Origin of the sequence: Lentzea sp. NPDC060358, assembly GCF_042725365.1 — a bacterium.
GTDB lineage: Bacteria > Actinomycetota > Actinomycetes > Mycobacteriales > Pseudonocardiaceae > Lentzea.
On the sequence record NZ_JBHXCW010000132.1, the window covers coordinates 1 to 21,677 of the forward strand.

25 protein-coding genes are annotated in these 21,677 nt (G+C 71.2%); 9 read left to right on the forward strand and 16 right to left on the reverse strand.

Annotated features, from left to right (window positions below; all coding sequences use genetic code 11):
• Nucleotides 1-147: 147 nt before the first annotated feature.
• Nucleotides 148-924: a cyclase family protein gene (locus ACFWGZ_RS25285; RefSeq protein ID WP_382454053.1), complete on the reverse strand. Its 777-nt coding sequence runs from the start codon at nt 922-924 to the stop codon at nt 148-150.
• A 94-nt stretch (nt 925-1,018) separates the two neighbouring features.
• Here ACFWGZ_RS25285 and ACFWGZ_RS25290 point away from each other — a divergent pair, with 94 nt between their 5' ends.
• Genes ACFWGZ_RS25290 through ACFWGZ_RS25300 form a run of 3 tightly spaced genes read left to right on the forward strand, consistent with a single transcriptional unit; the run spans nt 1,019 to nt 3,248 of the window.
• Nucleotides 1,019-1,309 carry an antibiotic biosynthesis monooxygenase family protein gene (locus tag ACFWGZ_RS25290; RefSeq protein WP_382454054.1) on the forward strand — a complete coding sequence of 97 codons (291 nt, stop codon included), beginning with the start codon at nt 1,019-1,021 and terminating at the stop codon, nt 1,307-1,309.
• 1 nt (nt 1,310) lies between these two features.
• The gene (locus ACFWGZ_RS25295) at nt 1,311-2,306 is read left to right on the forward strand and encodes a CaiB/BaiF CoA transferase family protein (RefSeq protein ID WP_382454055.1); all 996 of its coding nucleotides are present in this window, start codon (nt 1,311-1,313) and stop codon (nt 2,304-2,306) included.
• A gap of 9 nt (nt 2,307-2,315) precedes the next feature.
• The gene (locus tag ACFWGZ_RS25300; protein ID WP_382454056.1) at nt 2,316-3,248 is read left to right on the forward strand and encodes an LLM class F420-dependent oxidoreductase; all 933 of its coding nucleotides are present in this window, start codon (nt 2,316-2,318) and stop codon (nt 3,246-3,248) included.
• An 11-nt stretch (nt 3,249-3,259) separates the two neighbouring features.
• Here the strand turns inward: ACFWGZ_RS25300 and ACFWGZ_RS25305 are convergent, their stop codons facing one another.
• The 6 genes from ACFWGZ_RS25305 to lpdA form a co-directional block, all read right to left on the reverse strand.
• A complete protein-coding gene (locus ACFWGZ_RS25305) occupies nt 3,260-3,751 on the reverse strand; it encodes a hypothetical protein (RefSeq protein WP_382454057.1) in 492 nt (163 codons plus the stop codon).
• Between the two features lie 42 nt (nt 3,752-3,793).
• Nucleotides 3,794-4,522, reverse strand: a complete 729-nt coding sequence (lipB, locus tag ACFWGZ_RS25310) for a lipoyl(octanoyl) transferase LipB (protein ID WP_382454058.1) — start codon at nt 4,520-4,522, stop codon at nt 3,794-3,796.
• Nucleotides 4,479-5,057, reverse strand: a complete 579-nt coding sequence (locus tag ACFWGZ_RS25315; protein ID WP_382454059.1) for a phosphatase PAP2 family protein — start codon at nt 5,055-5,057, stop codon at nt 4,479-4,481. Before ACFWGZ_RS25315 ends, lipB begins: the two co-directional genes overlap by 44 nt.
• Complete coding sequence (locus tag ACFWGZ_RS25320; RefSeq protein ID WP_382454060.1) at nt 5,054-5,944, reverse strand: TIGR01777 family oxidoreductase; 891 nt, start codon at nt 5,942-5,944, stop codon at nt 5,054-5,056. Before ACFWGZ_RS25320 ends, ACFWGZ_RS25315 begins: the two co-directional genes overlap by 4 nt.
• Before the next feature lie 105 nt (nt 5,945-6,049).
• A complete protein-coding gene (gene sucB / locus ACFWGZ_RS25325) occupies nt 6,050-7,825 on the reverse strand; it encodes a 2-oxoglutarate dehydrogenase, E2 component, dihydrolipoamide succinyltransferase (RefSeq protein ID WP_382454061.1) in 1,776 nt (591 codons plus the stop codon).
• Nucleotides 7,826-7,876: 51 nt separating this feature from the next.
• Entirely contained in the window at nt 7,877-9,265 is a 1,389-nt protein-coding gene (gene lpdA / locus ACFWGZ_RS25330) for a dihydrolipoyl dehydrogenase (RefSeq protein WP_382454062.1), read from the reverse strand.
• A 180-nt stretch (nt 9,266-9,445) separates the two neighbouring features.
• Here lpdA and ACFWGZ_RS25335 point away from each other — a divergent pair, with 180 nt between their 5' ends.
• On the forward strand, nt 9,446-9,772 hold the full coding sequence (locus ACFWGZ_RS25335) for an oxidoreductase (protein ID WP_330849738.1): 327 nt from the start codon (nt 9,446-9,448) through the stop codon (nt 9,770-9,772).
• On the opposite strand, the gene ACFWGZ_RS25340 is transcribed toward ACFWGZ_RS25335, so the two are convergent.
• Both ACFWGZ_RS25340 and ACFWGZ_RS25345 read right to left on the reverse strand, forming a co-directional pair.
• The gene (locus ACFWGZ_RS25340) at nt 9,769-10,737 is read right to left on the reverse strand and encodes a MerR family transcriptional regulator (RefSeq protein WP_382454063.1); all 969 of its coding nucleotides are present in this window, start codon (nt 10,735-10,737) and stop codon (nt 9,769-9,771) included. The genes ACFWGZ_RS25335 and ACFWGZ_RS25340 overlap by 4 nt on opposite strands.
• 106 nt (nt 10,738-10,843) lie before the next feature.
• Nucleotides 10,844-12,316 carry a leucyl aminopeptidase gene (locus tag ACFWGZ_RS25345; RefSeq protein ID WP_382454064.1) on the reverse strand — a complete coding sequence of 491 codons (1,473 nt, stop codon included), beginning with the start codon at nt 12,314-12,316 and terminating at the stop codon, nt 10,844-10,846.
• A 199-nt stretch (nt 12,317-12,515) separates the two neighbouring features.
• Between ACFWGZ_RS25345 and ACFWGZ_RS25350 the strand changes: the two genes are divergently transcribed.
• Nucleotides 12,516-13,766: an amino acid permease gene (locus tag ACFWGZ_RS25350; RefSeq protein ID WP_382454065.1), complete on the forward strand. Its 1,251-nt coding sequence runs from the start codon at nt 12,516-12,518 to the stop codon at nt 13,764-13,766.
• Here ACFWGZ_RS25350 and ACFWGZ_RS25355 read toward each other — a convergent pair.
• A complete protein-coding gene (locus ACFWGZ_RS25355; RefSeq protein ID WP_382454066.1) occupies nt 13,684-13,959 on the reverse strand; it encodes a hypothetical protein in 276 nt (91 codons plus the stop codon). The genes ACFWGZ_RS25350 and ACFWGZ_RS25355 overlap by 83 nt on opposite strands.
• A 92-nt stretch (nt 13,960-14,051) precedes the next feature.
• Between ACFWGZ_RS25355 and ACFWGZ_RS25360 the strand changes: the two genes are divergently transcribed.
• Nucleotides 14,052-15,143, forward strand: coding sequence for a branched-chain amino acid aminotransferase (locus tag ACFWGZ_RS25360; RefSeq protein ID WP_382454067.1), 1,092 nt, complete (start codon nt 14,052-14,054; stop codon nt 15,141-15,143).
• Here the strand turns inward: ACFWGZ_RS25360 and cobS are convergent.
• Genes cobS through cobU form a run of 3 tightly spaced genes read right to left on the reverse strand, consistent with a single transcriptional unit; the run spans nt 15,140 to nt 17,430 of the window.
• Nucleotides 15,140-15,841, reverse strand: coding sequence for an adenosylcobinamide-GDP ribazoletransferase (gene cobS / locus ACFWGZ_RS25365; protein WP_382454068.1), 702 nt, complete (start codon nt 15,839-15,841; stop codon nt 15,140-15,142). The two genes, ACFWGZ_RS25360 and cobS, sit on opposite strands and share 4 nt — an antisense overlap.
• Nucleotides 15,838-16,881, reverse strand: coding sequence for a nicotinate-nucleotide--dimethylbenzimidazole phosphoribosyltransferase (gene cobT / locus ACFWGZ_RS25370; RefSeq protein ID WP_382454069.1), 1,044 nt, complete (start codon nt 16,879-16,881; stop codon nt 15,838-15,840). Before cobT ends, cobS begins: the two co-directional genes overlap by 4 nt.
• A 9-nt stretch (nt 16,882-16,890) precedes the next feature.
• Nucleotides 16,891-17,430 (reverse strand): bifunctional adenosylcobinamide kinase/adenosylcobinamide-phosphate guanylyltransferase, encoded by a 540-nt coding sequence (gene cobU, locus ACFWGZ_RS25375; RefSeq protein ID WP_382454070.1) that lies wholly within the window; start codon nt 17,428-17,430, stop codon nt 16,891-16,893.
• A 16-nt stretch (nt 17,431-17,446) separates the two neighbouring features.
• On the opposite strand from cobU, the gene ACFWGZ_RS25380 reads away from it, so the two are divergent.
• Nucleotides 17,447-17,647, forward strand: a complete 201-nt coding sequence (locus tag ACFWGZ_RS25380) for a hypothetical protein (RefSeq protein ID WP_382454071.1) — start codon at nt 17,447-17,449, stop codon at nt 17,645-17,647.
• A gap of 12 nt (nt 17,648-17,659) precedes the next feature.
• On the opposite strand, the gene ACFWGZ_RS25385 is transcribed toward ACFWGZ_RS25380, so the two are convergent.
• From ACFWGZ_RS25385 to ACFWGZ_RS25395, 3 genes are read right to left on the reverse strand one after another with little or no spacing between them, the layout of a single operon-like run.
• Nucleotides 17,660-18,646: an aldo/keto reductase family protein gene (locus tag ACFWGZ_RS25385; RefSeq protein WP_382454072.1), complete on the reverse strand. Its 987-nt coding sequence runs from the start codon at nt 18,644-18,646 to the stop codon at nt 17,660-17,662.
• A gap of 31 nt (nt 18,647-18,677) precedes the next feature.
• The gene (locus ACFWGZ_RS25390) at nt 18,678-19,292 is read right to left on the reverse strand and encodes a class I SAM-dependent methyltransferase (RefSeq protein WP_382454073.1); all 615 of its coding nucleotides are present in this window, start codon (nt 19,290-19,292) and stop codon (nt 18,678-18,680) included.
• Between the two features lie 10 nt (nt 19,293-19,302).
• Nucleotides 19,303-19,941 carry a DUF3043 domain-containing protein gene (locus ACFWGZ_RS25395; protein ID WP_382454074.1) on the reverse strand — a complete coding sequence of 213 codons (639 nt, stop codon included), beginning with the start codon at nt 19,939-19,941 and terminating at the stop codon, nt 19,303-19,305.
• Between the two features lie 42 nt (nt 19,942-19,983).
• On the opposite strand from ACFWGZ_RS25395, the gene ACFWGZ_RS25400 reads away from it, so the two are divergent.
• Together ACFWGZ_RS25400 and ACFWGZ_RS25405 are read left to right on the forward strand one after the other, a co-directional pair.
• Nucleotides 19,984-21,027 carry a glycerate kinase gene (locus ACFWGZ_RS25400; protein WP_382454075.1) on the forward strand — a complete coding sequence of 348 codons (1,044 nt, stop codon included), beginning with the start codon at nt 19,984-19,986 and terminating at the stop codon, nt 21,025-21,027.
• Between the two features lie 229 nt (nt 21,028-21,256).
• A complete protein-coding gene (locus ACFWGZ_RS25405) occupies nt 21,257-21,625 on the forward strand; it encodes an iron-sulfur cluster assembly accessory protein (RefSeq protein ID WP_330849724.1) in 369 nt (122 codons plus the stop codon).
• Nucleotides 21,626-21,677 lie beyond the last annotated feature (52 nt).

The following is a 21,677-nucleotide window of genomic DNA, read 5'->3' on the forward strand; positions in this document are numbered from 1 at the left end:
CTCCTGGGAGGGCGGCCCTTTTGTGCTGCTAGTCGATGCCTCGGACGATGTGGTCTTCGTTCTCGGGTGGCCATATGTCGCTGTTTTCCATGCCTACGAAGGTAGGTATGGTGATTCAGCTCTCACTTGAGGAACGGTTGTCCGGTTTCAGTCGTCCAGCAGTGCCACCGCGCGGGTCCAGCCCGCGCCTGCGCCCTTGATCTTCACCGGGAACGCCACGACGGTGAAACCGAAGTCCGGCAACGCCTCCAGGTTCGACAGGCGCTCGATCTGGCAGTACTCGCGGTCGCGGCCGGCGAAGTGCGCGGGCCACAGCACGCTCTCGTCCTTCGTCTGCAGGTAGCGCTTCACGATGTCCGGGAACGGCGCGTCGAGGCTGAACGCGTCGGTCGCGATCACCTTGACTCCCAGGTCCAGCAGGAAGTTCGTGGCGGGGCCGTCCAGTCCGGTGTAGTCGGTGAAGTAGGTCTGGGTGCCCGCGTGCTCGGCGGCGCCGGTGTCGAGGATGACGATGTCCATCGGCTTCGGCGTGTAGCCGATGCGCGCGAACTCCTTCTCCAGCACCTCGACGCCGATCACGCCGGTGCCGTGGCCGCGGACGTCCAGCTTCACGCCGGGGTTGTGGAACCACTCCAGCGGCATCTCGTCGATGTGGCGCGGGGTGCCGTTGCCGTAGGTGGTCTTCGAGCCGTAGTGCGACGGCGCGTCGACGTGCGTCCCGGTGTGCGAGGTCAGGCTGATCCGGTCCAGCGTGAGGAACTCGGAGTCCCGCAGCACGGACACGTCGAACTCGATGCCGAGCCTCGCCTTGAGCTGCTCGGCCATGTGTTCGGCACCCTGGGCGGCCGTGAGCACCTCGTGCGTCACCGGGTCCGCTTCGTACGCGGATGCGTCAATGTGGGAAGACAGATCGATGATGCGCATGGTGCAGAGCGTGGCGGTCGTTCCTTGAGCACGTCTCAAGAGGCGGTGGGCATGGTTTTCCCTGGTATGACACCGCTTCTGGAGGAGCCACCTCATGATCACCTTCCTCAACCGCTTCACGCTCACCGGTGACGCCGAGGAGTTCGAGAAGGCCTTCGACTCCACCGCGGCCTTCCTCCGCGAGCAGCCGGGCCTGATCCGGTACACGCTCTCGCGCCAGCTCGACGACCCGGCGTCGTACATCAACATCGCCCTGTGGGAGAGCGCCGACGCCCTGCGCGCCGCGCTGGGGCACCCGGACTTCGGCAACCACGCGAAGGCCATGCGCGGCCTGGCGGAGTCCACCGGCGCGATCTTCACGCCGCGCCTGTCGTTCGAAGCCTGACATGGGTCCGTTGCAGGGCCTGGAGGTCGTCGAGTTCGGCGGCATCGGGCCCGGCCCGCACGGCGCGATGCTGCTCGCGGACCTCGGCGCGGCGGTCACCCGCGTCGAGCGCCCGTCCGGTGGCCTGTCCGTGGTGCCGGACGCCTCGCGCGACTTCCTGTTGCGCGGCAGGCGTTCGGTGTCCGCGGACCTGAAGTCCCCCGAGGGCCGCGCCGCCGTGCTGTCGTTGGTCGCCGGGGCCGACGTGGTGATCGAGGGCTTCCGCCCCGGCGTGCTCGAACGGCTGGGGCTGGGCCCGTCCGACTGCCTCGCGGTCAACCCGCGGCTCGTCTACGCGCGGATGACGGGCTGGGGCCAGGACGGCCCGCTCGCCCAGCGCGCCGGCCACGACATCAACTACCTGTCGGTGACCGGGGTGCTGCACGCGATCGGCAAGCCGCCGCTCAACCTCGTCGGCGACTTCGGCGGCGGGTCCCTGTACCTGGTGCTGGGCGTGCTCGCGGCGTTGTGGGAACGGCAGCGCACCGGCCTCGGCCAGGTCGTCGACGCGGCGATCGTCGACGGGGTGGCGTCGCTCGCGCAGATGATCTGGTCGATGAAGGCGCAGTCGGTCTGGGAGGACGCGCCGGACGCGAACCTGCTCGACGGCGGGTGCCCGTTCTACTCGATCTACGAGTGCGCGGACGGCCGGTCCGTCGCGGTGGGCTCGCTGGAACCGCAGTTCTACGCGCTGCTGCTGGCCGGTCTGGGGCTCGACGCCGCCGACCTGCCGGAGCAGCTCGACCGCGACGGCTGGCCGGTGCTGCGCAAGACGTTCGCCGAGGTGTTCCTGACGCGGACCCGCGACGAGTGGGCGGACGTGTTCGCCTCGACCGACGCCTGCGTGACCCCGGTGCTGACGCTGCGGGAGGCGTCCGCGCACCCGCACCTCGTGGCCCGCGGGGTGTTCACGCAGGAAGGCGCCGCAGTGCCTGCACCGCGCTTTTCCACGGACTAAGTTCATCCCGTGGAACTGCGCATCTTCACCGAGCCCCAGCAGGGGGCGAGCTACGACGACCTGCTCCGCGTGGCGAGGACGGCCGAGGACGCCGGGTACGGCGCCTTCTTCCGCTCCGACCACTACCTCCACATGGGGTCGGTCGACGGACTGCCCGGCCCGACGGACCCGTGGATCACCTTCGCGGGCCTGGCCCGCGACACCACGCGGATCCGCCTGGGCACGCTGATGACCGCCGCGACGTTCCGCTACCCCGGACCGCTCGCCATCAGCGTCGCCCAGGTCGACCAGATGTCCGGCGGCCGCGTGGAGTTCGGCATCGGTGCCGGCTGGTACGAGGCCGAGCACACCGCGTACGGCATCCCGTTCCCGGCGCTGGGGGAGCGGTTCGAGCGCTACGAGGAACAGCTCGCGATCATCACCGGCCTGTGGGAGACCCCGCTCGGCGGCACGTTCTCCTTCGAGGGCGAGCACTACTCGCTCACCGACTCGCCCGCACTGCCCAAGCCCGCGCAGGACCGCATTCCGGTGATCATCGGCGGCAAGGGCGCCAAACGCACCCCCGCCCTCGCGGCCTCCTACGCCACCGAGTTCAACCTGCCGTTCGTCGGCGTCGACGAGGCCGTGGCGCAGTTCGCCCGCGTCGACGCCGCGTGCGCCGAGATCGACCGCGACCCGAAGGAGATCATCCGCTCGGTCGCGCTCGTCGCGTGCGTCGGCCGCACCGACGCCGACGTCGCCCGCCGGGCCGCCGCCATCGGCCGCGAGGTGGACGAGCTCAAGGAGAACGGGCTCGCCGGCACCCCGGCCGAGGTCGTCGACCGCCTCGGCCGGTGGCGCGACGCCACCGGCGTCCAGCGGGTCTACCTGCAGGTCCTGGACCTGTCCGACCTCGACCACCTGACCGACGTCGCGATGGACGTGGTGCCGCAGCTCGTCTGATATATCGGATATCAGGCGAGCGCAGCGCGGACTGCGGGCGGCATCGCCAGCACGCGGTTCGCGCGCCGTCGCCGATATCCGATGTATCGCAGCTGGAGCGCCGGGTCGTCGAGGTAGCGCTTCTCCAGGCCGGCCTCGCCCAGCACGAGCTCCAGCCCTTGCCCGAGCATCGACGGCGAGTCGAGACCGAACCGGTCGCGCAGCACGTCGGCGGCCGCGTGGTCGCCGAACTCGAGCGCCGCTCGCCGGACGGACTCGACCGGCACCCGCAGGTACTGCTCGTCGGCGCGGACCCCGTCACGGCACGCGATGCCGAGCGCGGCGAGCGCTCTCTGGTGGGCGCCGCCGTCGAGCCCCAGGTAGTAGCGCTCCCACTCGGCGAGCTCGACCTCACCGCTCCACGCGCGCACGGGCGCGGCCGCCACCGCGACGTTCGTGCTGGTACCGACCGCTAACGCCGCCACACCGGCAGCCGTGAACAACTGGCGTCGGGACAACCTCACGACGCACCCTCCTCCGCGAGCCTGCGGCTCCCCGCCGCAGGGCTACGGAATGCTAGCGAAGGTGATACCCGGAGCGACGGGGCCAGAACGGGGCAAAGTGCGGTCCGTCAGGGGGAGCGTTCCGTCGAGCGCCGCGAGCACGGCGTCACGGGCGAGCGGCAGCACCTCGGCCACCGTCACGTCCCGGCCCAGCTCGTGCGAGAGCGAGGCGACGCCTGCGTCCTTGATGCCGCACGGGATGATGTCGCCGAACGCGTCGAGGCTCGCGTTGCAGTTGATCTCGAAGCCGTGCATGGTCACGCCGCGCTGCACGCGGATGCCGATGGCGGCGACCTTGCGCTCGGGACCGCGGTCGTCGGCGGGCAGCCACACGCCGCTGCGGCCCTCGACCCGGCCGGTGTGCACGCCCAGCCGGTCGCACACCTCGATCAGGCCCTGCTCGACCCGCCGCACGTAGTCGACGACGTCGATCGGGTCGGCGAGCTTGACGATCGGGTAGCCGACCAGCTGGCCGGGGCCGTGCCAGGTGATCTTGCCGCCGCGGTCGACGTCGACGACCGGGGTGCTGCCCCCGCGCGGGCGCTCCTCGTCGAGGGTGCGCTTGCCGCAGGTGTAGACGGGCGGGTGCTCGAGCAGCAGGAGGGTGTCCGGACCGGACCCGTCGGCACGGGCCCGGGCCACGTCCTTCTGCAGGTCCCACGCCGCCAGGTAGTCGATGAGCCCCAGCTCACGGATGGTGACGGGGTCTGCCGAGGTGCGACACGAGTTCACGACCCGACGTTACCAACCCCAGCGCCATGGCGGCCAAGAGCCCGACGCCCGTCACACCCAGCACGGCACCGATGACGTCGGTGACCCAGTGCATCTCCAGCACGATCCGCGCGAACCCCGCCACCAGCACCGCGAGCGCCGCCCACAGCACCCCGCGCTTGAGCAGGACCACCATCGTGAACCCGACCGACGCGACCGCCACCGTGTGCCCGCTCGGGTAGCTCGGCAGGTGGTACTCGACGGGCCGCACCCGGTCGAACAGGAACCTCGTCAGCACCGTCGCCGTGCACAGCGCGTGCAGCGCCAGCGCCTTCCACAACCGGGGGTCGCGCCGCCGCCAGGCCAGCACGAACAGCACGGCCGCGAACGCCCAGCCGAGCGTCGGCCCCATCACCAGGCTCACCGCGAACGCCGTCGCCCGCAGCCACTCCGGCCGCGGCAGCGCGTCGTGCACCCACACGTCCAACGGGGTCGTCTCGGGAAGTCCCAGCAGGACCCACGAGATGACCAGCACGGCGGCGAGTGCACGGGTCATGCGACCGCCGCGTTCAGTGCGGACGGCAGCGCCGGGTGCAGGAACGTGAACCCGTGGGACTCCAGCGCCTTCGGCGTGAGGCCCGGCCCGGTCAGCAGCAATTCCTGCGCCATCTCGGCCCCGAGCAGCGTCTTGAGCGCGAACGCCGGCACCGCCCACGGCGTCGGCCGGTTCAGCGCGTGCCCGACGGCCTTGGTGAACTCGGCGTTCGTCACCGGAGTGGGCGCGACGGCGTTGACCGGACCGCGGATCTCCTCGTGCTCGGTGACGAACCGGTACATGGACACGATGTCGTCCAGCGACACCCACGGGAAGAACTGCTCGCCGGACCCGAGCCGCCCGCCCAGGAAGAACTGGAACACCGGCTTGAGCTTGCCGAACACCCCGCCCGACGGCGAGATGACGACGGCCGTGCGCAGCAGCACGACCCGCACGCCGCCCTGCCGGGCGGCCGCCGTCGCCGACTCCCAGTCCTGGGTCAGCCGCGACAGGTACGAGTGCCCGCCGGGGGCGTCCTCGTCCACGAGCCGCGAGCCGGTGTCGCCGTAGAAGTGCGCGCCGGAGGAGTTGACGAGCGCCGGAACGCCGTGCTCGACGACCGCCGCGGACAGCACCTCCGACGGCACGACCCGGCTGTCGTGCAGGACCTGCTTGCGCGCGTCGTCCCACCGCTTGTCGCCGATGCCCGCGCCGCAGAGGTTGATGACGGCGCCGACGCCGTCGAACGTCCCGTCGTCGATGCGACCGGCGTACGGGTCCCAGCCGCGTTCGTCGGGCGCGGCGGCCTTGCGGCGCACCAGCCGCAGCACCTCGTGGCCGGCGGCGCGCATCGACGCCACCAGGCTCGTTCCGATCAGGCCCGACGATCCCGCGATGACAACTCGCATGCACAGATCGTTCCGCACCGGGCCGTGACGTGCACAGTGGCACGAATGTGCCGAAGGCCACCCCGGACGGACCGGGGTGGCCAACGGATCACCTGCGGAAGTGCGTCAGAGACCGAGGTCGGCCTCGAACGCGCCCTCCTCGAGACGGTTCTTGACCGTCGTGAGGAAGCGGCCCGCGTCCGCACCGTCGACCAGGCGGTGGTCGTAGGTGAGCGCGAGGTACATCATCGAACGGATCGCGATGGTGTCGTTGCCGTCCTCGTCGGTCATGACGACCGGGCGCTTCTTCACGACGCCGACGCCCAGGATGCCGACCTGCGGCTGCTGGATGATCGGGGTGTCGAAGAGGGCGCCGTTGCTGCCGAGGTTGGTCAGCGAGAACGTGCCACCGGCGAGCTCGTCCGGGGTGAGCTTGTTCGAGCGGGCGCGCGCCGCCAGGTCGCCGATCTTGTGGGCGATGCCCGACAGGTTCAGGTCACCGGCGTTGTGGATCACGGCGTTGAGCAGGCCGCGCTCCGTGTCGATCGCCAGGCCGAGGTGCTCGGCACCGTGGTAGGTGACCTCCTTGCGCTCCTCGTCGATCGACGCGTTGAGCACCGGGTGGGCCTTGAGCGCCTCGATGGCGGCCTTGGCGAAGAACGGCAGGAACGTGAGCTTCGCGCCCTCACGCGCCTCGAACGCCTTCTTGGCCTGGTTGCGCAGCCGGGCGATCTTGGTGACGTCGACCTCGAACACCTGCGTGAGCTGGGCCGACTGCTGCAGCGACTCGCGGGTGCGCTGCGCGACGATCTGGCGCAGGCGCGGGAGCTTCTGCACGGTGCCGCGCTTGCCCGAGTTGTCGACCGCGGCCGGGGCCGAGGTGCGCGCGGCGGGAGCCGGAGCCGCGGCGGCCGGAGCGGCGGCGGGCGCGGGAGCCGGGGCCTTCTTGGCCTCGACGGCCGCGAGCACGTCCTGCTTGCGGATGCGGCCACCGACGCCGGTGCCCTTCAGCGAGCCCAGGTCGATGCCGTTCTCCGACGCGAGCTTGCGCACGAGCGGCGTGACGTACGGCGTGCCGTTCGCGTCGTCGCCCGAGGACGCGGCGGGCGCCTCCTGCTTCGGCGCTTCCTGCTTCGGCGCGGCCTGCGGAGCCGGTGCCTGCTGCTGGGGGGCCTCCTGCTGGGGCGCTTCCTGCTTCGGCGCCTCCTGCTTCGGGGCTTCCTGCTTCGGCTCGGGCTTCGACTCCGGGGCGGGCGCCGAGGACTGGGCCGGGCTGCCGGACCCGACGACGGCGAGCTTGCCGCCGACCTCGACGGTCTCGTCCTCACCGGCGACGATCTCGAGCAGCGTGCCCGCGACCGGCGACGGGATCTCGGTGTCGACCTTGTCGGTCGAGACCTCGAGCAGCGGCTCGTCGACCTCGACGCTGTCGCCGACCTGCTTCAGCCAGCGGGTGACGGTGCCCTCGGTGACGGACTCGCCGAGCGCGGGCATCGTGACGTCGGTGCCCTCGGCGGAACCGCCGGACTGCGCCGGTGCCGCGGGAGCCTCCTGGGCTTCCTCGGAGGGCTGCTGCGGCGACGGCTGCGTCTGCTGCGGCTCCTCCTGCTGCTCGGGAGCGGACTCCTGGGCGGGAGCCGGGGCCGAGCCGGACGAACCGCCGTCACCGTCGCCGATGACCGCGAGCTCACCGCCGACCTCGACGGTGTCGTCCTCCTGGGCGACGATCTTCTGCAGGACGCCCGCCGCGGGGGAGGGGATCTCGGTGTCGACCTTGTCGGTGGACACCTCGAGCAACGGCTCGTCCACCTCCACCCGGTCGCCTTCCTGCTTCAACCACCGGGTGACCGTGCCCTCGGTGACACTCTCACCGAGTGCGGGCATCTGGACGGAGAAGGCCATTGTTCGCTGACTCCTCGTGCTCTCGTGTGGCTGACTTTGTGTGGGGAACGGTCAGCCGTGCACGTGCAGCGGCTTGCCGGCCAGGGCGAGGAACGCCTCGCCGAGGGCTTCAGTCTGGGTCGGGTGGGCGTGGATCAGCGGAGCCACGTCGTCCGGGTAAGCCTCCCAGCTGTAGATCAGCTGGGCCTCACCGATGAGTTCGCCGACGCGCTCGCCGACCATGGTGATCCCGACGACCGGGCCGTCGGGCGCCTTGACGAGCTTCACGCCACCGGCGGTCTTGAGGATCTGGCTCTTGCCGTTGCCCGCGAGGTCGTAGACGAACGTCTCCGCGGAACCGTACTTCTCCTTCGCGGCGGCCTCGGTGAGACCGACGGAGGCGACCTCGGGCTTGCAGTAGGTGACGCGCGGGATGCCCGCCTCGTCGATCACCTTGGGGTTCTGGCCCGCGATCTCCTCGGCCACGAAGATGCCCTGCTGGAAGCCGCGGTGCGCGAGCTGCAGGCCGGGCACGATGTCGCCGACGGCGTAGACGTTCGGCAGCGTCGTGCGCAGCCGCTCGTCGGTGACGACGAAGCCGCGGTCGATCTGGACGCCGGCCTCCTCGTAGCCGTGGCCGGCGCTGTTGGGGCCGCGGCCGACCGCGACGAGCAGCAGGTCGGCGTCGAGGACGTCGCCGTTCTCCAGCGTGATCGACACGCCCGAGTCGGACTGGGTGGCGCCGGTGAACTTCACGCCGGTCTTGAACTTGATCCCGCGCTTCCGGAACGCGCGCTCGAGCTGCTTCGACGCGTACTCGTCCTCGGCGGGCACCAGGCGGGGCAGGGCCTCGACGATGGTGACGTCCACGCCGAACGAGCGCCACACGCTCGCGAACTCCACGCCGATGACACCGCCGCCGAGGACGACGGCCTTCTCCGGGATGAAGTCGAGGTTGAGCGCCTGGTCGCTCGTGATGACCCGGCCGCCGATCTCGAGACCGGGCAGGCTCCGGGCGTACGACCCGGTCGCGAGGACCACGTTCTTGCCGGTGTAGCGCTGCCCGTTCACCTCGACGGTGGTCGGGCCGACGAACGTGCCCGCACCCTCGACGAGCGTGACCTTGTTGGCCTTCGCGAGTCCCTGCAGGCCCTTGTAGAGGCGCGAGACCACGCCGTCCTTGTAGGAGTTGACGCCCGCGATGTCGATGCCCTCGAGCGAGGACTTCACGCCGAACTGGTCGCCTTCACGCGCGTTGTCCGCGACCTCGGCCGCGTGCAGCAGCGCCTTGGTCGGGATGCAGCCGCGGTGCAGGCACGTGCCACCCAGCTTGTCCTTCTCGACCAGGACGACGGACAGGCCCAGCTCAGCGGCGCGGAACGCGCAGGCGTAGCCACCTGAACCACCGCCGAGGATGACGAGATCGGCGTTGGTGGCCGACTCCAGTTCCGGCGAAGTCACTTCGGATCTCCTCGGGATTACTTACTACGCGCGGGTGCGCGCGAGGTACGCGGCCATCTTGTCACTAGTTGTCCGGGCGCGGTGATCCGGCATGCGGCACCACGTCACGATCCTGATCATTCACCTACTCATAACACCCTTTCCTGGCACCATGGTGGCGGGAAGCGCAGGAGGTGCCCGATGGGGCTGTTCGACCGTTTTCGCAGGAAGTCACGTCCAGGTGTGCTGCGGACGGCCTCGGGGCAGGACACGAGCCACCTCGAGAAGTGGGCCGCGAGCAGGCAGGGCGTCGAGGCCTACGTGGAGCCGAAGACCACGGTGACCGAAACCACTGTGGTCCTGGTCGCCCACGACGGCGAGTGGACCCGCCGCCGCGTCGCCTCCCCCGACGCCGCGCGGTCGTTCGCGCGCAAACTGAGCATGCCGATCTACGACGCCGGCATCGTCGGTTACCCGAAGCGCATGCGCGACTACACCGCGCGTCAGAAGAAGCTCGGCAACGGTTAGCCGTCGGCCAGCGCGGCGGCGAGCCACTCGTCGCTCACGCCGGTGTCGCCGAAGTCCGGCAGGGGCCTGCCGCTGATCGTCTCGGTCAGTGCCGCGTACCGCTCCAGCAGTCCGCCGAACTTCGCGATGGCTTCGCGCGCGTGCGCGTCCACGACGGGGTCGGGTGCGTTCGTCACCAGCCCCGGCTCCGGTGCCCGCCCGGACAGCCCGGCGAGCGAGGCGAGCAACCGCCCGGCGATCTCACGCCCGCGCGGTGAGTCCGGTGCGACCCCGGCCCGTTCGGCCTCCCGCGCCTCGACCTCGACCAGCCGGTGCGCCTCGACGGCCGCCATCCTCTCCGGACTCGTGGCCGCGAACGCCCGCGGCGAGGCGAAGCTCGCGTGGAAGAACTCGCGCACCTCGGAGCGGAAGTCCGCGTCCCGCACCAGGTCGGCGAGCTCGATCCACGCCTGCAGCTGACCGGTTTCCGGCTCCCAGGGAAGCTCGGGCCGCATCCGGTGCAGGTGCTCGACGAACGCCGGGTGCACGGTGAGGCCGTCGGTGACCTCGGTCCAGAACTCGTCGAGCAACCGCTCACGGTCCTCATCGGACATCGACACGAGCTCGTGCATCAACGCCACTTGCCGCGCATCGCTTTTCTCACGGGCGACCGTGCGCAACACGGCTCGCCGTGCCTTCAGGTGCCGCAGTTCCCGTTCGACGATCACGAGGTGCATGGCGGCGAGATCGTGCAACGACGTCTCGTCGGCCAGATGCCGGCGCACGTCCTCCAGGCTCGCACCGAGATCGCGCAAGGTGCGCACGAGTTCCAGCCGTGCGATCGCTTCGATGTCGTAGAGCCGATAGCCGCTGTCGGTGTGGCTCGTGGGCGTGACGACGCCCTCGTCGGCGTAGAACCGGATGGCGCTCACGCTCAGGCCGGTGCGGCGTGCGACGTCCCCGATGGGGTACAGCTTCGTGGTCATGGCGACGACTCTGCGGCCTCAGGTGGCTTGAGACTCAAGGCCCTTGTCCCGACGTGCCGACGGGCGGGGACCCCGGAGGACCCCCGCCCGTCGCGAGTGGAGCCGATCAGCCGCGGGCGGCGATGTCCGCCAGCACGGCCGCGATGGTGCGGACCGGCACGCCGGTGCCGCCCTTGGAGATGTAGCCGTACGGGCCACCGGTGTGGAACGCCGGGCCGGCGACGTCGATGTGCGCCCACTGCACGCCCTCGGCCACGAACTCGCGCAGGAACAGGCCCGCGGCGAGCATGCCGCCCCAGCGGTGCCCGGTCACGTTCGCGAGGTCCGCGAGACGCGAGTCGAGGTCGGCGCGCAGCTCCTCGGGCAGCGGCATCGGCCACGCCGACTCGCCGACGGCGGTGCCGATCGTGGCGACGCGGTCGCGGAACTCGTCCGAGCCCATGACGCCCGCGGTGCGCTTGCCGAGCGCGACGACCTGCGCACCGGTCAGCGTCGAGGTCTCGATCAGGTAGTCCGGGCCGTCCTCGCACGCGCGCACGATGGCGTCGGACAGGATCAGGCGGCCCTCGGCGTCGGTGTTGAGCACCTCGACGGTCTTGCCGCCGTACATGGTCAGCACGTCGCCGGGGCGGTAGGCGTCACCGGACGGCATGTTCTCCGCCATCGGGATCGACGCGATGATCTCCAGCGGGTACTTGAGCTTCGCGGCGAGCACCATCGTGGCGACGATCGCGGCGGCGCCCGACATGTCCGAGGTCATCTCGTCCATGCCCGCGGCCGGCTTGATCGAGATGCCGCCGGTGTCGAACGTGATGCCCTTGCCGACGAGCGCGACCTTCTTCGTGGCCTTGGTGCCCTTGTAGGAGATGCGCACGAGGCGCGGCTGGCGCGTGGACCCGCCGCCGACGCCCAGGATGCCGCCGAAGCCCTGCTTCTTCAGCGCCTTCTCGTCGAGCACCTCGACGTCGAGGCCGGCCGCGGTGGCGAGCTTCGCGGCGCGGTCGGCGAACGAGCCGGGGTAGAGGTCGTTCGGCGGGGTGTTGATGAAGTCGCGCGCGATGGCGACCGACTCGGCGATCGCGACGGCGGCCTTCAGCGCGGCCTTGTTCTCCTTGGAACCGGCGGCGTGCAGGTCGACCTTCACGACCGGGCCCTCGCCCTTGTCGGACTTGTACTCGGTGAAGGAGTAGGCGCCGAGCAGCGTGCCCTCGGCGGCGGCACCGACGTGCAGCGCGGCGAGCGTGTTCACGGCGCGCTTCTTGCCGGCCAGCGCGCGGGCGGCCACACCGGACGCGCGGCGGACCTGGTCCTCGCCCGCAGTCTTGCCGAGGCCGACGGCCAGCACGAGCGGAGCGGCGATCTTGCCGAACGTCGGCACCTTCACGAGCTCGTCGGCCTTGCCGGACGCGCGCAGCGTGCCCAGCACGTCGAGCAGCGCGCCGTCGAACGCGGCGGCGACAGCTTCGGCACCGGGGGCGAGCTCCAGACCGTCCGCACCCTGCAGGGTGCCCACGACGACTGCGTCCGCGGCGGTGGTGCTCAGGTCACCCTCGGTGAGGGCCAGCTTCGGGGCTGTCACGTGCTGCTCCAGGGTTGTGCGTTCGGGGGCTCGGGATCGTGACCCATGCTAAAGGTCGGACTGCTCCGGGCATGCCGAGCCCCGCCACGTTCGACGCAATCCGTGACGTTCACAGTTGCTCACCGTGGCGATTCGCCCGTTTCGCTCATCATTCGACCGGGTGGTTACGGCCGGATGCCGCATCTGAGAACGTGTACCCGTGACCCACACGCCACGCGAGATCGCCACCACGGTCGCGCTCGGTCTTCCCGCAGTGCTCGGCGCGGGGGTCTTCGCCGGATTCGCCCCTGCGGCAGCACTTGCGGGCTGGTGGTCCCTCCCGGCGCTGGCTCTCTCCGCGGCGGCCGCCCTCTGCTGCGCCTACTCCACCGCAGGCCAGTCGCGGGCCTTGCCCGACGCCGCCGGTGGTTACGGATACGTACGTGCGCAGCTCGGTGTGTTGCCCGCACGGGTGACGGCGAGCGCTCACCTGCTCGGGCGGTGCGCGATGGCCGCGGCGATCGCGGCGATGTTCGGCGCCTACGTCGTGCCGGGCCAGCCGGTGCTCGGCGCGCTGGCCCTCGTCGTCGCCACGGTTCTGCTGGGCGCGGCCGGCTTCCGCTTCACGACCGGTGTCAGCGTCGCGGTCTCGCTGCTCGTCCTCGGCGTGCTCGCGCTCGTGGTCGCGGCGAGCTTCTCGATCGCGCCGGTGCCGTCGGCGGGGGAGACGGGCACCGCCCAGGAACTGATCGGCGTCGCCGGCGTGCTCTTCGTGGCGTTCACGGGGTTCGAGCGCGTCACCGCCCCGTTGCGCGGCGAGCGGCCGCACCCGGTGGCGGCGCTGAGGGTCGCGATCCCGGTCCTGATCGGACTGTCCTTCGCGGTCTGCCTGGCCGTGGGCGCCGCGGTGCTGCGCCAGCTCGGCAGCGTGCGCCTCGCGCTGTCGCCCGCGCCGTTGCGGGACACGCTCGTCGCGGCGGACGCGTCGGTGCTGGTGCCGCTCGTGCAGATCGCCGCGGCGGTCGCCGGGGTGGCCGCGCTCCACTTCGTCCTGGGCTCCGCGCACCGCACCCTGACCGGGCTCACCGAGGACGGCGAACTGCCGGCGCGGCTCGGGCCGATCGCGCGCACGGTCCTGGTGGTCGCGGCCACGGCCGCCGCCGTCGTGGTCCTGCCCCCGGCGACGGCGCTGGGCGTGGCGGCCTGCTCGACGTTGTTCTACTACGCCTTCACCAACGCCTCGGCCCGCGTCCTGCTGCAGAACGACCGCACGTGGCCCATGCGCACCGCCTGCCTCGGGCTCGGGCTCTCGGTGCTGCTCGCGATGAGCACGCCGGTGCCCGCGCTGCTCGTCTCGCTGGCGGGGCTCGGGGCGGGCACCGGGCTGATCAGCCTGACAGCGTCACTGAGAAGAAGACGAGCAGCGTCACCCCCACGCACACCGCCAGCCCGTACACCCGGCCGTTCGTAGAGGGCTTGTCCTTGCCGATGCCGTAGTAGATGGCCAGGAAGAAGACGGCGAGGAAGACCGCGCCGACGACCCCTCCCACACCCCCGACGACCCAGCCGTCGAGCAGCGTCATGCCGGTGCCCAGGACGAGCAGCGCGGCCTGGGAGACGGTGCGGACGTCGGCACCCGTCGAAGATCCTTCTTCCTTGGTCATGACCGGGGACTCTATAGAGCTTCACTTAGTAGGACGTCCGAGTTTTGGGAAGAGGATTTTCCGTATCCCGACCTGCGGGTTACCGTGCACCCATGACGAGCGAGTTGCCTTTCACCCGGACTCCCCACCCGCACCCGGCGACCCCGGAGCGCGTAGCGGAGGTACTTGCCAAGCCGGGCTTCGGGCAGCACTTCACCGACCACATGGTGACGATCCGCTGGAACCGCGAGAAGGGCTGGCACGACGCCGAAGTCGGCCCGTACGCCACCCTCGCACTGGACCCCGCGGCAATGGTGCTGCACTACGGCCAGGCGATCTTCGAAGGGCTCAAGGCCTACCGGCAGCCCGACGGTGCGATCGCGTCCTTCCGCCCCGAGGCGAACGCCGAGCGCTTCCGCGCCTCGTCCCGCCGCATGGCGATGCCCGAACTCCCCGACGAGCTCTTCCTGGAGTCCGTGCGGCAGCTCCTCGCGGCCGACGAGCGCTGGGTGCCGTCGGCCGAGGAGGAGTCCCTCTACCTCCGGCCGTTCATGATCTCCACGGAGAAGGGCCTCGGCGTGCGACCCTCGTCCGAGTACCTCTACGTGCTGATCGCCTCGCCCGCCGGCTCCTACTTCGCGGGCGGCGTCAAGCCCGTGAGCGTGTGGCTCTCGACCGAGTACGTCCGCGCGGCCCCCGGTGGCACCGGCGCGGCCAAGTTCGCGGGCAACTACGCCGCTTCCCTCGTGGCCCAGGCACAAGCCGCCGAGAAGGGCTGCGACCAGGTCGTCTGGCTCGACGCGGTGGAACGCCGCTGGGTCGAGGAGATGGGCGGCATGAACCTGTTCTTCGTCTTCGGCGACAAGGTCGTCACCCCGGAGCTGACCGGCACGCTGCTGCCCGGCATCACCCGGAGCTCGTTGCTGGAGCTGGCCTCCGACCTCGGCCTGACCGTCGAGGAGCGCCGGATCTCGACCGACGAGTGGGAGAAGGCCAACGCCTCCGGTGAGCTCACCGAGGTCTTCGCCTGCGGCACGGCCGCGGTCATCACGCCGGTCGGCCACGTCAAGCACGCCGGTGGCGAGTTCGACATCGCCGACGGCGGCACCGGGTCGGTGACGGCGAAGCTGCGCGAGCGCCTGACCGGCCTCCAGCACGGCCACGTCGCGGACACCCACGGCTGGATGACGACCCTCAGGTCCTAGGCGATCACCAGCACGGCCAGAAGCGCGATTTCGGCGGCAGCACCGAGCACATCACCGGTGATGCCGCCGAAACGCTTTCCGGTGTGCCTCACGAGCAGCCACGTCAGCGCGCCCGCGACGACGACGGCGACGACGGCACGGACACCGAGCGGAACCGCCGCCGCGGCAAGCACCACCCACGTGCCGATGACCAGCACCGGGTGCTGCGTTCCCGCGACGAGCGCACCCAGTCCCTCAGGCCGTGCGGCAGGCACGCCCCGCAGGCAGCAGATCCCGAACGCCGCCCGGCTCGTCGCGAACGCGAGCAGCACGACGCCCCAGTGCGCGTGGGGGAGCGCGGCGGCCTGCGCTCCCAGCACGACGATCAACGACACGACGCCGAACGGTCCGGCGCCGCCGTCCTTCATGACCTTCAGCGCCCGCTCGGGCGGTCCGTAGCAGCCGAGCCCGTCGGCGACGTCGGCCAGCCCGTCGAGGTGCATGCCGCGGGTCGCCAGCGCGACGACACCGACGGCTAGAAACCCGGCAACGAGCGCTGATATATCGGATATCGCCAGGAGTCGGAGTACGCCGACGACGAACGCGCCGAGCAGCGCACCGACGACCGGGGTCCAGGCGATGGCCCGTCCCGCCGCCGTGCGGTCGACGTCGTCGACGCGCAGCGGCAGGACCGTCAGCCAGCTGAGCGCGAGCTTCATTCCCGGTTGGTGATCCCGGCGCTCTCGAACGTCGCCATCTCCGAGAGCACCTTCACCGCCGAGATCAGCAACGGCAGCGCCGCCACCGCACCGGACCCCTCGCCGAGCCGCATGTCGAGCTCCAGCAGCGGCTCGAGGCTGAGGTGCCCGAGCGCGATCGCGTGCGCGGGCTCGGCGGACCGGTGCCCGGCCACCCACCACCGGCGCGCGCCCGGCGCCAGCTCCTCGGCGACGACCGCGGCCGCGCCGACGACGACGCCGTCGAGCACGACCGGCGTCTTGCGCACGGCGGCCTGGGCGAGGAACCCGGCCATCGCGGCGATGTCGGCGCCGGCGGCCGTTGCCAGCAGCGCGACCGGGTCGCTGATCGACAGCCGGGCCCGGCGCAGCGCGTCGCGGATCGCCGCCGTCTTGCGCATCCACGCCTGGTCGTCGATGCCGGTGCCGCGCCCGACGACGGAGACGGGCTCCGACCCGGTCAGCGACGCGATCAGCACGGCGGCGGGCGTCGTGTTGCCGATGCCCATGTCGCCCGCGACGAGCACGTCGGCCCCCGCGTCGACCTCCTCGTCGGCGACGGCCCGGCCGGCCGCGACGGCGAGCTCGCACTGCTCGCGGGTCAGCGCGTCCTCGCGGTCGATCGACCCGGACGAGCGCCGCACCTTGTGCTGGCTGACCGCGGCCGGGGTGTCGGCGTCGACGGCCATGTCGACGACCCGCACGGTGGCGCCCGCGACCTGCGCGAGCACGTTCACCGCGGCGCCGCCGGTCAGGAAGTTCGCGACCATCTGCCCGGTCACCTCGCTCGGGAACGCCGAGACGCCCTGCGCGGTGACGCCGTGGTCGCCCGCGAAGACGACGACGCGCGGCCGCACGAACGGCTTCGGCGGCACGACGCCCTGGCAGGCCGCGACCCAGTTGCCCAGCTCCTCGAGCCGCCCGAGCGAGCCGACCGGCTTGGTCAGCACCGCGTGCCGTGCCTCGGCCTCGCGCAGAACGGCCTCGTCCGGCGGTTCAACCGACGGGAACTCGGTGCTCACCTGTCGCTCCTAACGCAGTTTCAGTGGAATGCCGGCGACGAGCAGGGTGACCTCGTCGCACACCTCGGCGACGCGCGCGTTGAGCGCACCGAGGTGATCGCGGAAGAGTCTGCCCGAGCGGGTGGAGGGGATCACGCCGAGGCCGACCTCCGCCGTCACGAGCACGAGCCGCGTCCGGCAGGTGGCGACCGACCGCACGAGCGAGTCGACCTCCCGGTCGACGGCCTCGGCGGCGCCCCCCTCCCACGCGCGGGTGTCGTCCAGGACGCTGACGAGCCACGTCGACAAGTCGTCGACCAGGATCGGCGGGTCGTCGTAGGAGGTGGCGGTGAGCAGGGCGGGCAGGTCCGACGGCGCCGACGCCTCGACCGTGTGCCAGGTGGACGGGCGACGCGAGACGTGCAGCGCGATGCGCGCGTCCCAGTCGGGGTCGTCGGGATATCTGCGCGCCGTGGCGACGTAGGTCACGGCCGCTTCCGTGAGCAGCCCTTCCGCGTGCGCTGACTTGCCTGAACGCGCTCCGCCGAGCACGAGCGTCCGAGATGACAAGAGTTAGCCTTCGTCCATGGAATACCGGTGGCGCTACCAGGATGCACACGGACGCGACGTCGCGGGGCCGGATGTGACGTTCGCCGACCAGACCGAGGCCGAGGAGTGGTTCAGCGCCGGGTGGAGCGACCTGCTCGACGCCGGGGTCGAGCAGGTCACGCTGCTGCGCTCGGAATCCGAGGTGTACGGCCCGATGAGCCTGCACCCGGCCGGTTAGGACGGCCCGGGCTCAGCCCTGGGCGGTCAGCCGCGGGTCGTCGGTGACGACGCCCTCGAGGACGCCGTCGATCTGCGCGAGCACGTCGTCGTCCAGCTCCACGTCGATCGCCTTGACGTTCTCCACGACCTGCTCCGGCCGCGACGCGCCGATGATCGCCGAGGCGACGTTCGGGTTCTTCAGCACCCACGCGACGGCGAGCTGCGCCATCGTGATGCCGAGCCCGTCGGCGATCGGCTTGAGCTTCTGCACGGCGTTGAGCACGTCGTCGGTCATCCAGCGCGCGATCATCTTCGAGCCGCGCTCGTCGGCGAGCCGCGAGCCCTCCGGCGCCTCGGCGCCCGGCAGGTACTTGCCGGTCAGGATGCCCTGCGCGATGGGGGAGAAGACGATCTGGCTGATGCCCTCGCGCTCGCAGGTGGGCACGACCTGCGGCTCGATGACGCGCCACAGCATCGAGTACTGCGGCTGGTGCGACACGAACGGCACCTTCAGCTCGCGGGCGAGCGCCGCGCCGCGGGTGATCTGCTCGGAGGTCCACTCCGACACGCCGACGTAGAGGACCTTGCCCTGGCGGACGAGGTCGGCGAACGCCAGCATCGTCTCCTCCAGCGGCACGCTGTGGTCGTACCGGTGGGCCTGGTAGAGGTCGACGTAGTCGGTCTGCAGGCGCTTGAGCGAGGCGTGGGCCGACTCCATCACGTGCTTGCGGCCGAGGCCGCGGTCGTTGGGGCCACCTGGACCGGTCGGCCAGTAGACCTTGGTCAGGATCTCGAGCGACTCGCGCCGCTCGCCCTTGAGGGCCCTGCCGAGGACCGACTCGGCGGCGGTGTTGGCGTAGACGTCGGCGGTGTCGAAGGTGGTGATGCCCGACTCCAGCGCCGCCTTCACACAGGCGTGCGCCTGCTCCTCCTCCACCTGGGAGCCGTGGGTGAGCCAGTTGCCGTACGAGATCTCGCTGATGGACAGGCCGCTGCGGCCGAGTCGACGGAACTTCATGAGCCGAGCCTAGCCGAAATCGTTCGTCCTGCTAAGGAACGTCCGGCGCGCGCCAGACCAGCGAGTACCGCCAGAACACGCGCCGGCGGATGCGGGCGCCGGGCACGATCTCGGCGGCCGCCGCGCGCACCTCCGGCAACGCCGGGAACGTCAGCACGACCGGCATCTCGGGGTCGTGCGGCTTGCCGCCGCCACCCGTCACCGCCTTCGCGAGACCGACGACGGCGTTCGCGGGCAGGGTGAAGGCCTCCATCGCGAGGTCGGCGGGCGTCGACAGCCGGTAGAGCCCGACGACCACGAGCAGCCCGCCCGGCTTCGTGAGGCCGGCGAGCCGCGCCAGCCCTTCACGCAACGGCAGGTGGTGCAGGCTCGCCTCGGCGGTGACCACGTCGTAGCGTCCGAGGTCGTGGGTCAGCACGTCGCCGTGGATCCACCGCACCCGGTCGCTGGTCGCGCTCGCCCGCTCGACCATGCGCGCGTCGGCGTCGATCGCGGTGACCTCGCCGGCCCGGATCGACCGCGCCAGGTCGCCGAGCCCGCAGCCGACGTCCAGCGCGGAACCGGCCCCGGACGGCAACTGCCGGAGCAGCCAGCGGCGGTACCACGCGTTGTGGTCCCACCGCAGCCGCTCCGGCAGCTCGAGCACGGGGTGCTGCTTACTTGATGGCCTCGCCCGGCTTCACGCGCGGCTTCGGCACGCGCAGGCGCCGCAGCTGGCTCGCGCGGATGAAGGAGTACCAGCCGATGGAGATGCCCTTGATCGGCTCCGTCGGGAACTTCGCCCGCACCTTGCGCGTGACGATCCGGCCCAGGACCAGGCCCTCGATGACCATCGCGATCAGCATGAACGTCGTCGCGAGCGTCGCGTAGCGCTGCACGGCCAGCGACGGCGTGAGCAGCGCGACGAACACCAGGACGGCGAGCGGCATGAACAGGCCCATGAGGTTGCGCCGCGAGTCGACGAGGTCGCGGATGTAGGCCTTCACCGGACCGCGGTCGCGCGGCAGCAGGTACTTGTCCTCGCCCGCCATCATGCGCTGGCGGCGCTCGGTGGCCGCGGCACGGCGCTCTTCCTTGCTCACCTTGTTGCCGCGCATGCGCTTGAACGCCTCGCGCTGCGTGCGGGGCGGCGGCGGGACCGGGCCGCTGCGCCTGTTCTGAGCCTCACGCCGCTTGGGCGTCGCCTTGCCCTTGCCCGCGGTGCGCGCCCTGTCGAGCGGCTCGGCGAGCTCGACACCCGATTCGGGCGTCTCGGTGGTCGCGGTGTCGTCGGCGTTGCGGCGGAGGAACCTCACACCACCAGGGTAAGGCAGCGGGATTTCTGTACCTTTCGCGAGGTGCGCGTACTCATCGCCCCGGACTGCTTCGGCGGCACCCTGACCGCCCGCGAGGCCGCCGACGCCATCGCCGCGGGCTGGCACGAGGCCAAGCCCGACGACGTCGTCGTCCGGCGCCCGCTCGCCGACGGGGGCCCCGGCTTCGTCGACGTCCTGCACGCCGCCTTCGCCGACGGCGACGCCGATATCCGATATATCAGTGTCACGGGACCGCTGGGCGAGCCCGTCGAAGCCCGCTGGCTCAGCGTCCGCGCGGACGACCGGCGCGTCGCCTACGTCGAGTCGGCCGAGGCGTGCGGGCTGCACCTCATCCCGGTGGAGCTGCGTGCGCAGTCGTGCGAGACGGCGACGACGCGCGGCGTCGGCGAGCTCATCGCGGCCGCGGCGGCCGGCCACGACGTCATCACCGTCGGCCTCGGCGGGTCGGGAACGACGGACGGCGGCGCCGGCCTGCTCGCGGCGCTGTCCGACGCCGGCGGCGACCTGACTGACATATCGCTCGTCGCCGCGTCCGACGTGGAGAACCCGCTCCTCGGTCCGCACGGCGCCGCGCGCACGTTCGGACCGCAGAAGGGCGCCTCGCCGGAAGCCGTCGAAAGGCTCGAAGCCAAGCTCGCCGCCATGGACGTGCTCAAGCCCGTATCCGATATATCGGGTGCGGGAGCGGCCGGTGGCCTCGGCGCCGCCCTCCTCTCACTGGGCGCGACGGTGCGATCGGGCGCGGGCCTGGTGCGCGAGCTCACCGGCCTCGACGCCGCGCTCGACGACGCCGACGTCGTCATCACCGGCGAGGGCAGCTTCGACTGGCAGTCGCTGCGCGGCAAGCTCGTCACCGCCGTCGCCGCGGGCGCGGCCGAGCGCGGCCTCCCGTGCGTCGCCGTCGCGGGCCAGGTCAGCGTCGGCCGCCGCGAGATGGGCGCGGCCGGCGTCCAGGAGGCCTACTCGGTCTCCGAGCACGTCGGCTCCGTGGAGCGGTCCATCGCGGAGCCCCGCGAAAGCCTCGTCGCGACGGCACGGCACGTGGCCGCGCAGTGGTCGCGCTGATATGTGGTCGCGCTGATATGTGGTCGCGCTGATATGTGGTCGCGCTGATATGTGGTCGCGCTGATATGTGGTCGCGCTGATATATCGGCTGGCTCGAGCGTGGTCCACGTGACACTCGACACCCGGGGCGTCAGGGCTGTCCGTTGTGGGACCATGGGAGAGGAACAAGGCGGGGCACGCCCGTGTTGTTGATGGGTGAACCGCCCGCAAAGGACCTCTTAGGAGAGCCATGACGACCGCTCAGGATGCCGCTTCGACCTCCGAGGCGCCCAGCCACGGCGTGACGCTGACCAGCGCGGCCGCCGTCAAGGCCAAGGCGCTTCTCGACCAGGAGGGCCGCGACGACATGCACCTGCGCATCGCCGTCCAGCCCGGTGGTTGCGCGGGCCTGCGCTACCAGCTGTTCTTCGACGAGCGCTCGCTCGACGGTGACGCGCTGGTGGACTTCAACGGCATGAAGGTCGCCGTCGACCGCATGAGCGCGCCCTACGTCGAAGGCGCGGTCATCGACTTCGTGGACACGATCGAGAAGCAGGGCTTCACGATCGACAACCCGAACGCGGGCGGTTCGTGCGCCTGCGGCGACTCGTTCCACTAAGCACCCCTAGCGACCCCTACGCGCGAGGCCGCGTTCCCGCACTGCCGGGAAC

What these genes read in the sequence shown, in the direction of transcription:
- ACFWGZ_RS25360 (WP_382454067.1), top strand. Translation starts at nt 14,052, where the DNA reads ATGACGAGCGAGTTGCCTTTCACCCGGACTCCCCACCCGCACCCGGCG.
- ACFWGZ_RS25315 (WP_382454059.1), bottom strand. Translation starts at nt 5,057, where the DNA reads ATGACCCGTGCACTCGCCGCCGTGCTGGTCATCTCGTGGGTCCTGCTG.
- ACFWGZ_RS25340 (WP_382454063.1), bottom strand. Translation starts at nt 10,737, where the DNA reads ATGACCACGAAGCTGTACCCCATCGGGGACGTCGCACGCCGCACCGGC.
- ACFWGZ_RS25355 (WP_382454066.1), bottom strand. Translation starts at nt 13,959, where the DNA reads ATGACCAAGGAAGAAGGATCTTCGACGGGTGCCGACGTCCGCACCGTC.
- ACFWGZ_RS25385 (WP_382454072.1), bottom strand. Translation starts at nt 18,646, where the DNA reads ATGAAGTTCCGTCGACTCGGCCGCAGCGGCCTGTCCATCAGCGAGATC.
- ACFWGZ_RS25335 (WP_330849738.1), top strand. Translation starts at nt 9,446, where the DNA reads ATGGGGCTGTTCGACCGTTTTCGCAGGAAGTCACGTCCAGGTGTGCTG.
- sucB (WP_382454061.1), bottom strand. Translation starts at nt 7,825, where the DNA reads ATGGCCTTCTCCGTCCAGATGCCCGCACTCGGTGAGAGTGTCACCGAG.
- ACFWGZ_RS25320 (WP_382454060.1), bottom strand. Translation starts at nt 5,944, where the DNA reads ATGCGAGTTGTCATCGCGGGATCGTCGGGCCTGATCGGAACGAGCCTG.
- ACFWGZ_RS25295 (WP_382454055.1), top strand. Translation starts at nt 1,311, where the DNA reads ATGGGTCCGTTGCAGGGCCTGGAGGTCGTCGAGTTCGGCGGCATCGGG.
- ACFWGZ_RS25290 (WP_382454054.1), top strand. Translation starts at nt 1,019, where the DNA reads ATGATCACCTTCCTCAACCGCTTCACGCTCACCGGTGACGCCGAGGAG.
- ACFWGZ_RS25405 (WP_330849724.1), top strand. Translation starts at nt 21,257, where the DNA reads ATGACGACCGCTCAGGATGCCGCTTCGACCTCCGAGGCGCCCAGCCAC.
- ACFWGZ_RS25285 (WP_382454053.1), bottom strand. Translation starts at nt 924, where the DNA reads ATGCGCATCATCGATCTGTCTTCCCACATTGACGCATCCGCGTACGAA.
- ACFWGZ_RS25380 (WP_382454071.1), top strand. Translation starts at nt 17,447, where the DNA reads ATGGAATACCGGTGGCGCTACCAGGATGCACACGGACGCGACGTCGCG.
- cobS (WP_382454068.1), bottom strand. Translation starts at nt 15,841, where the DNA reads ATGAAGCTCGCGCTCAGCTGGCTGACGGTCCTGCCGCTGCGCGTCGAC.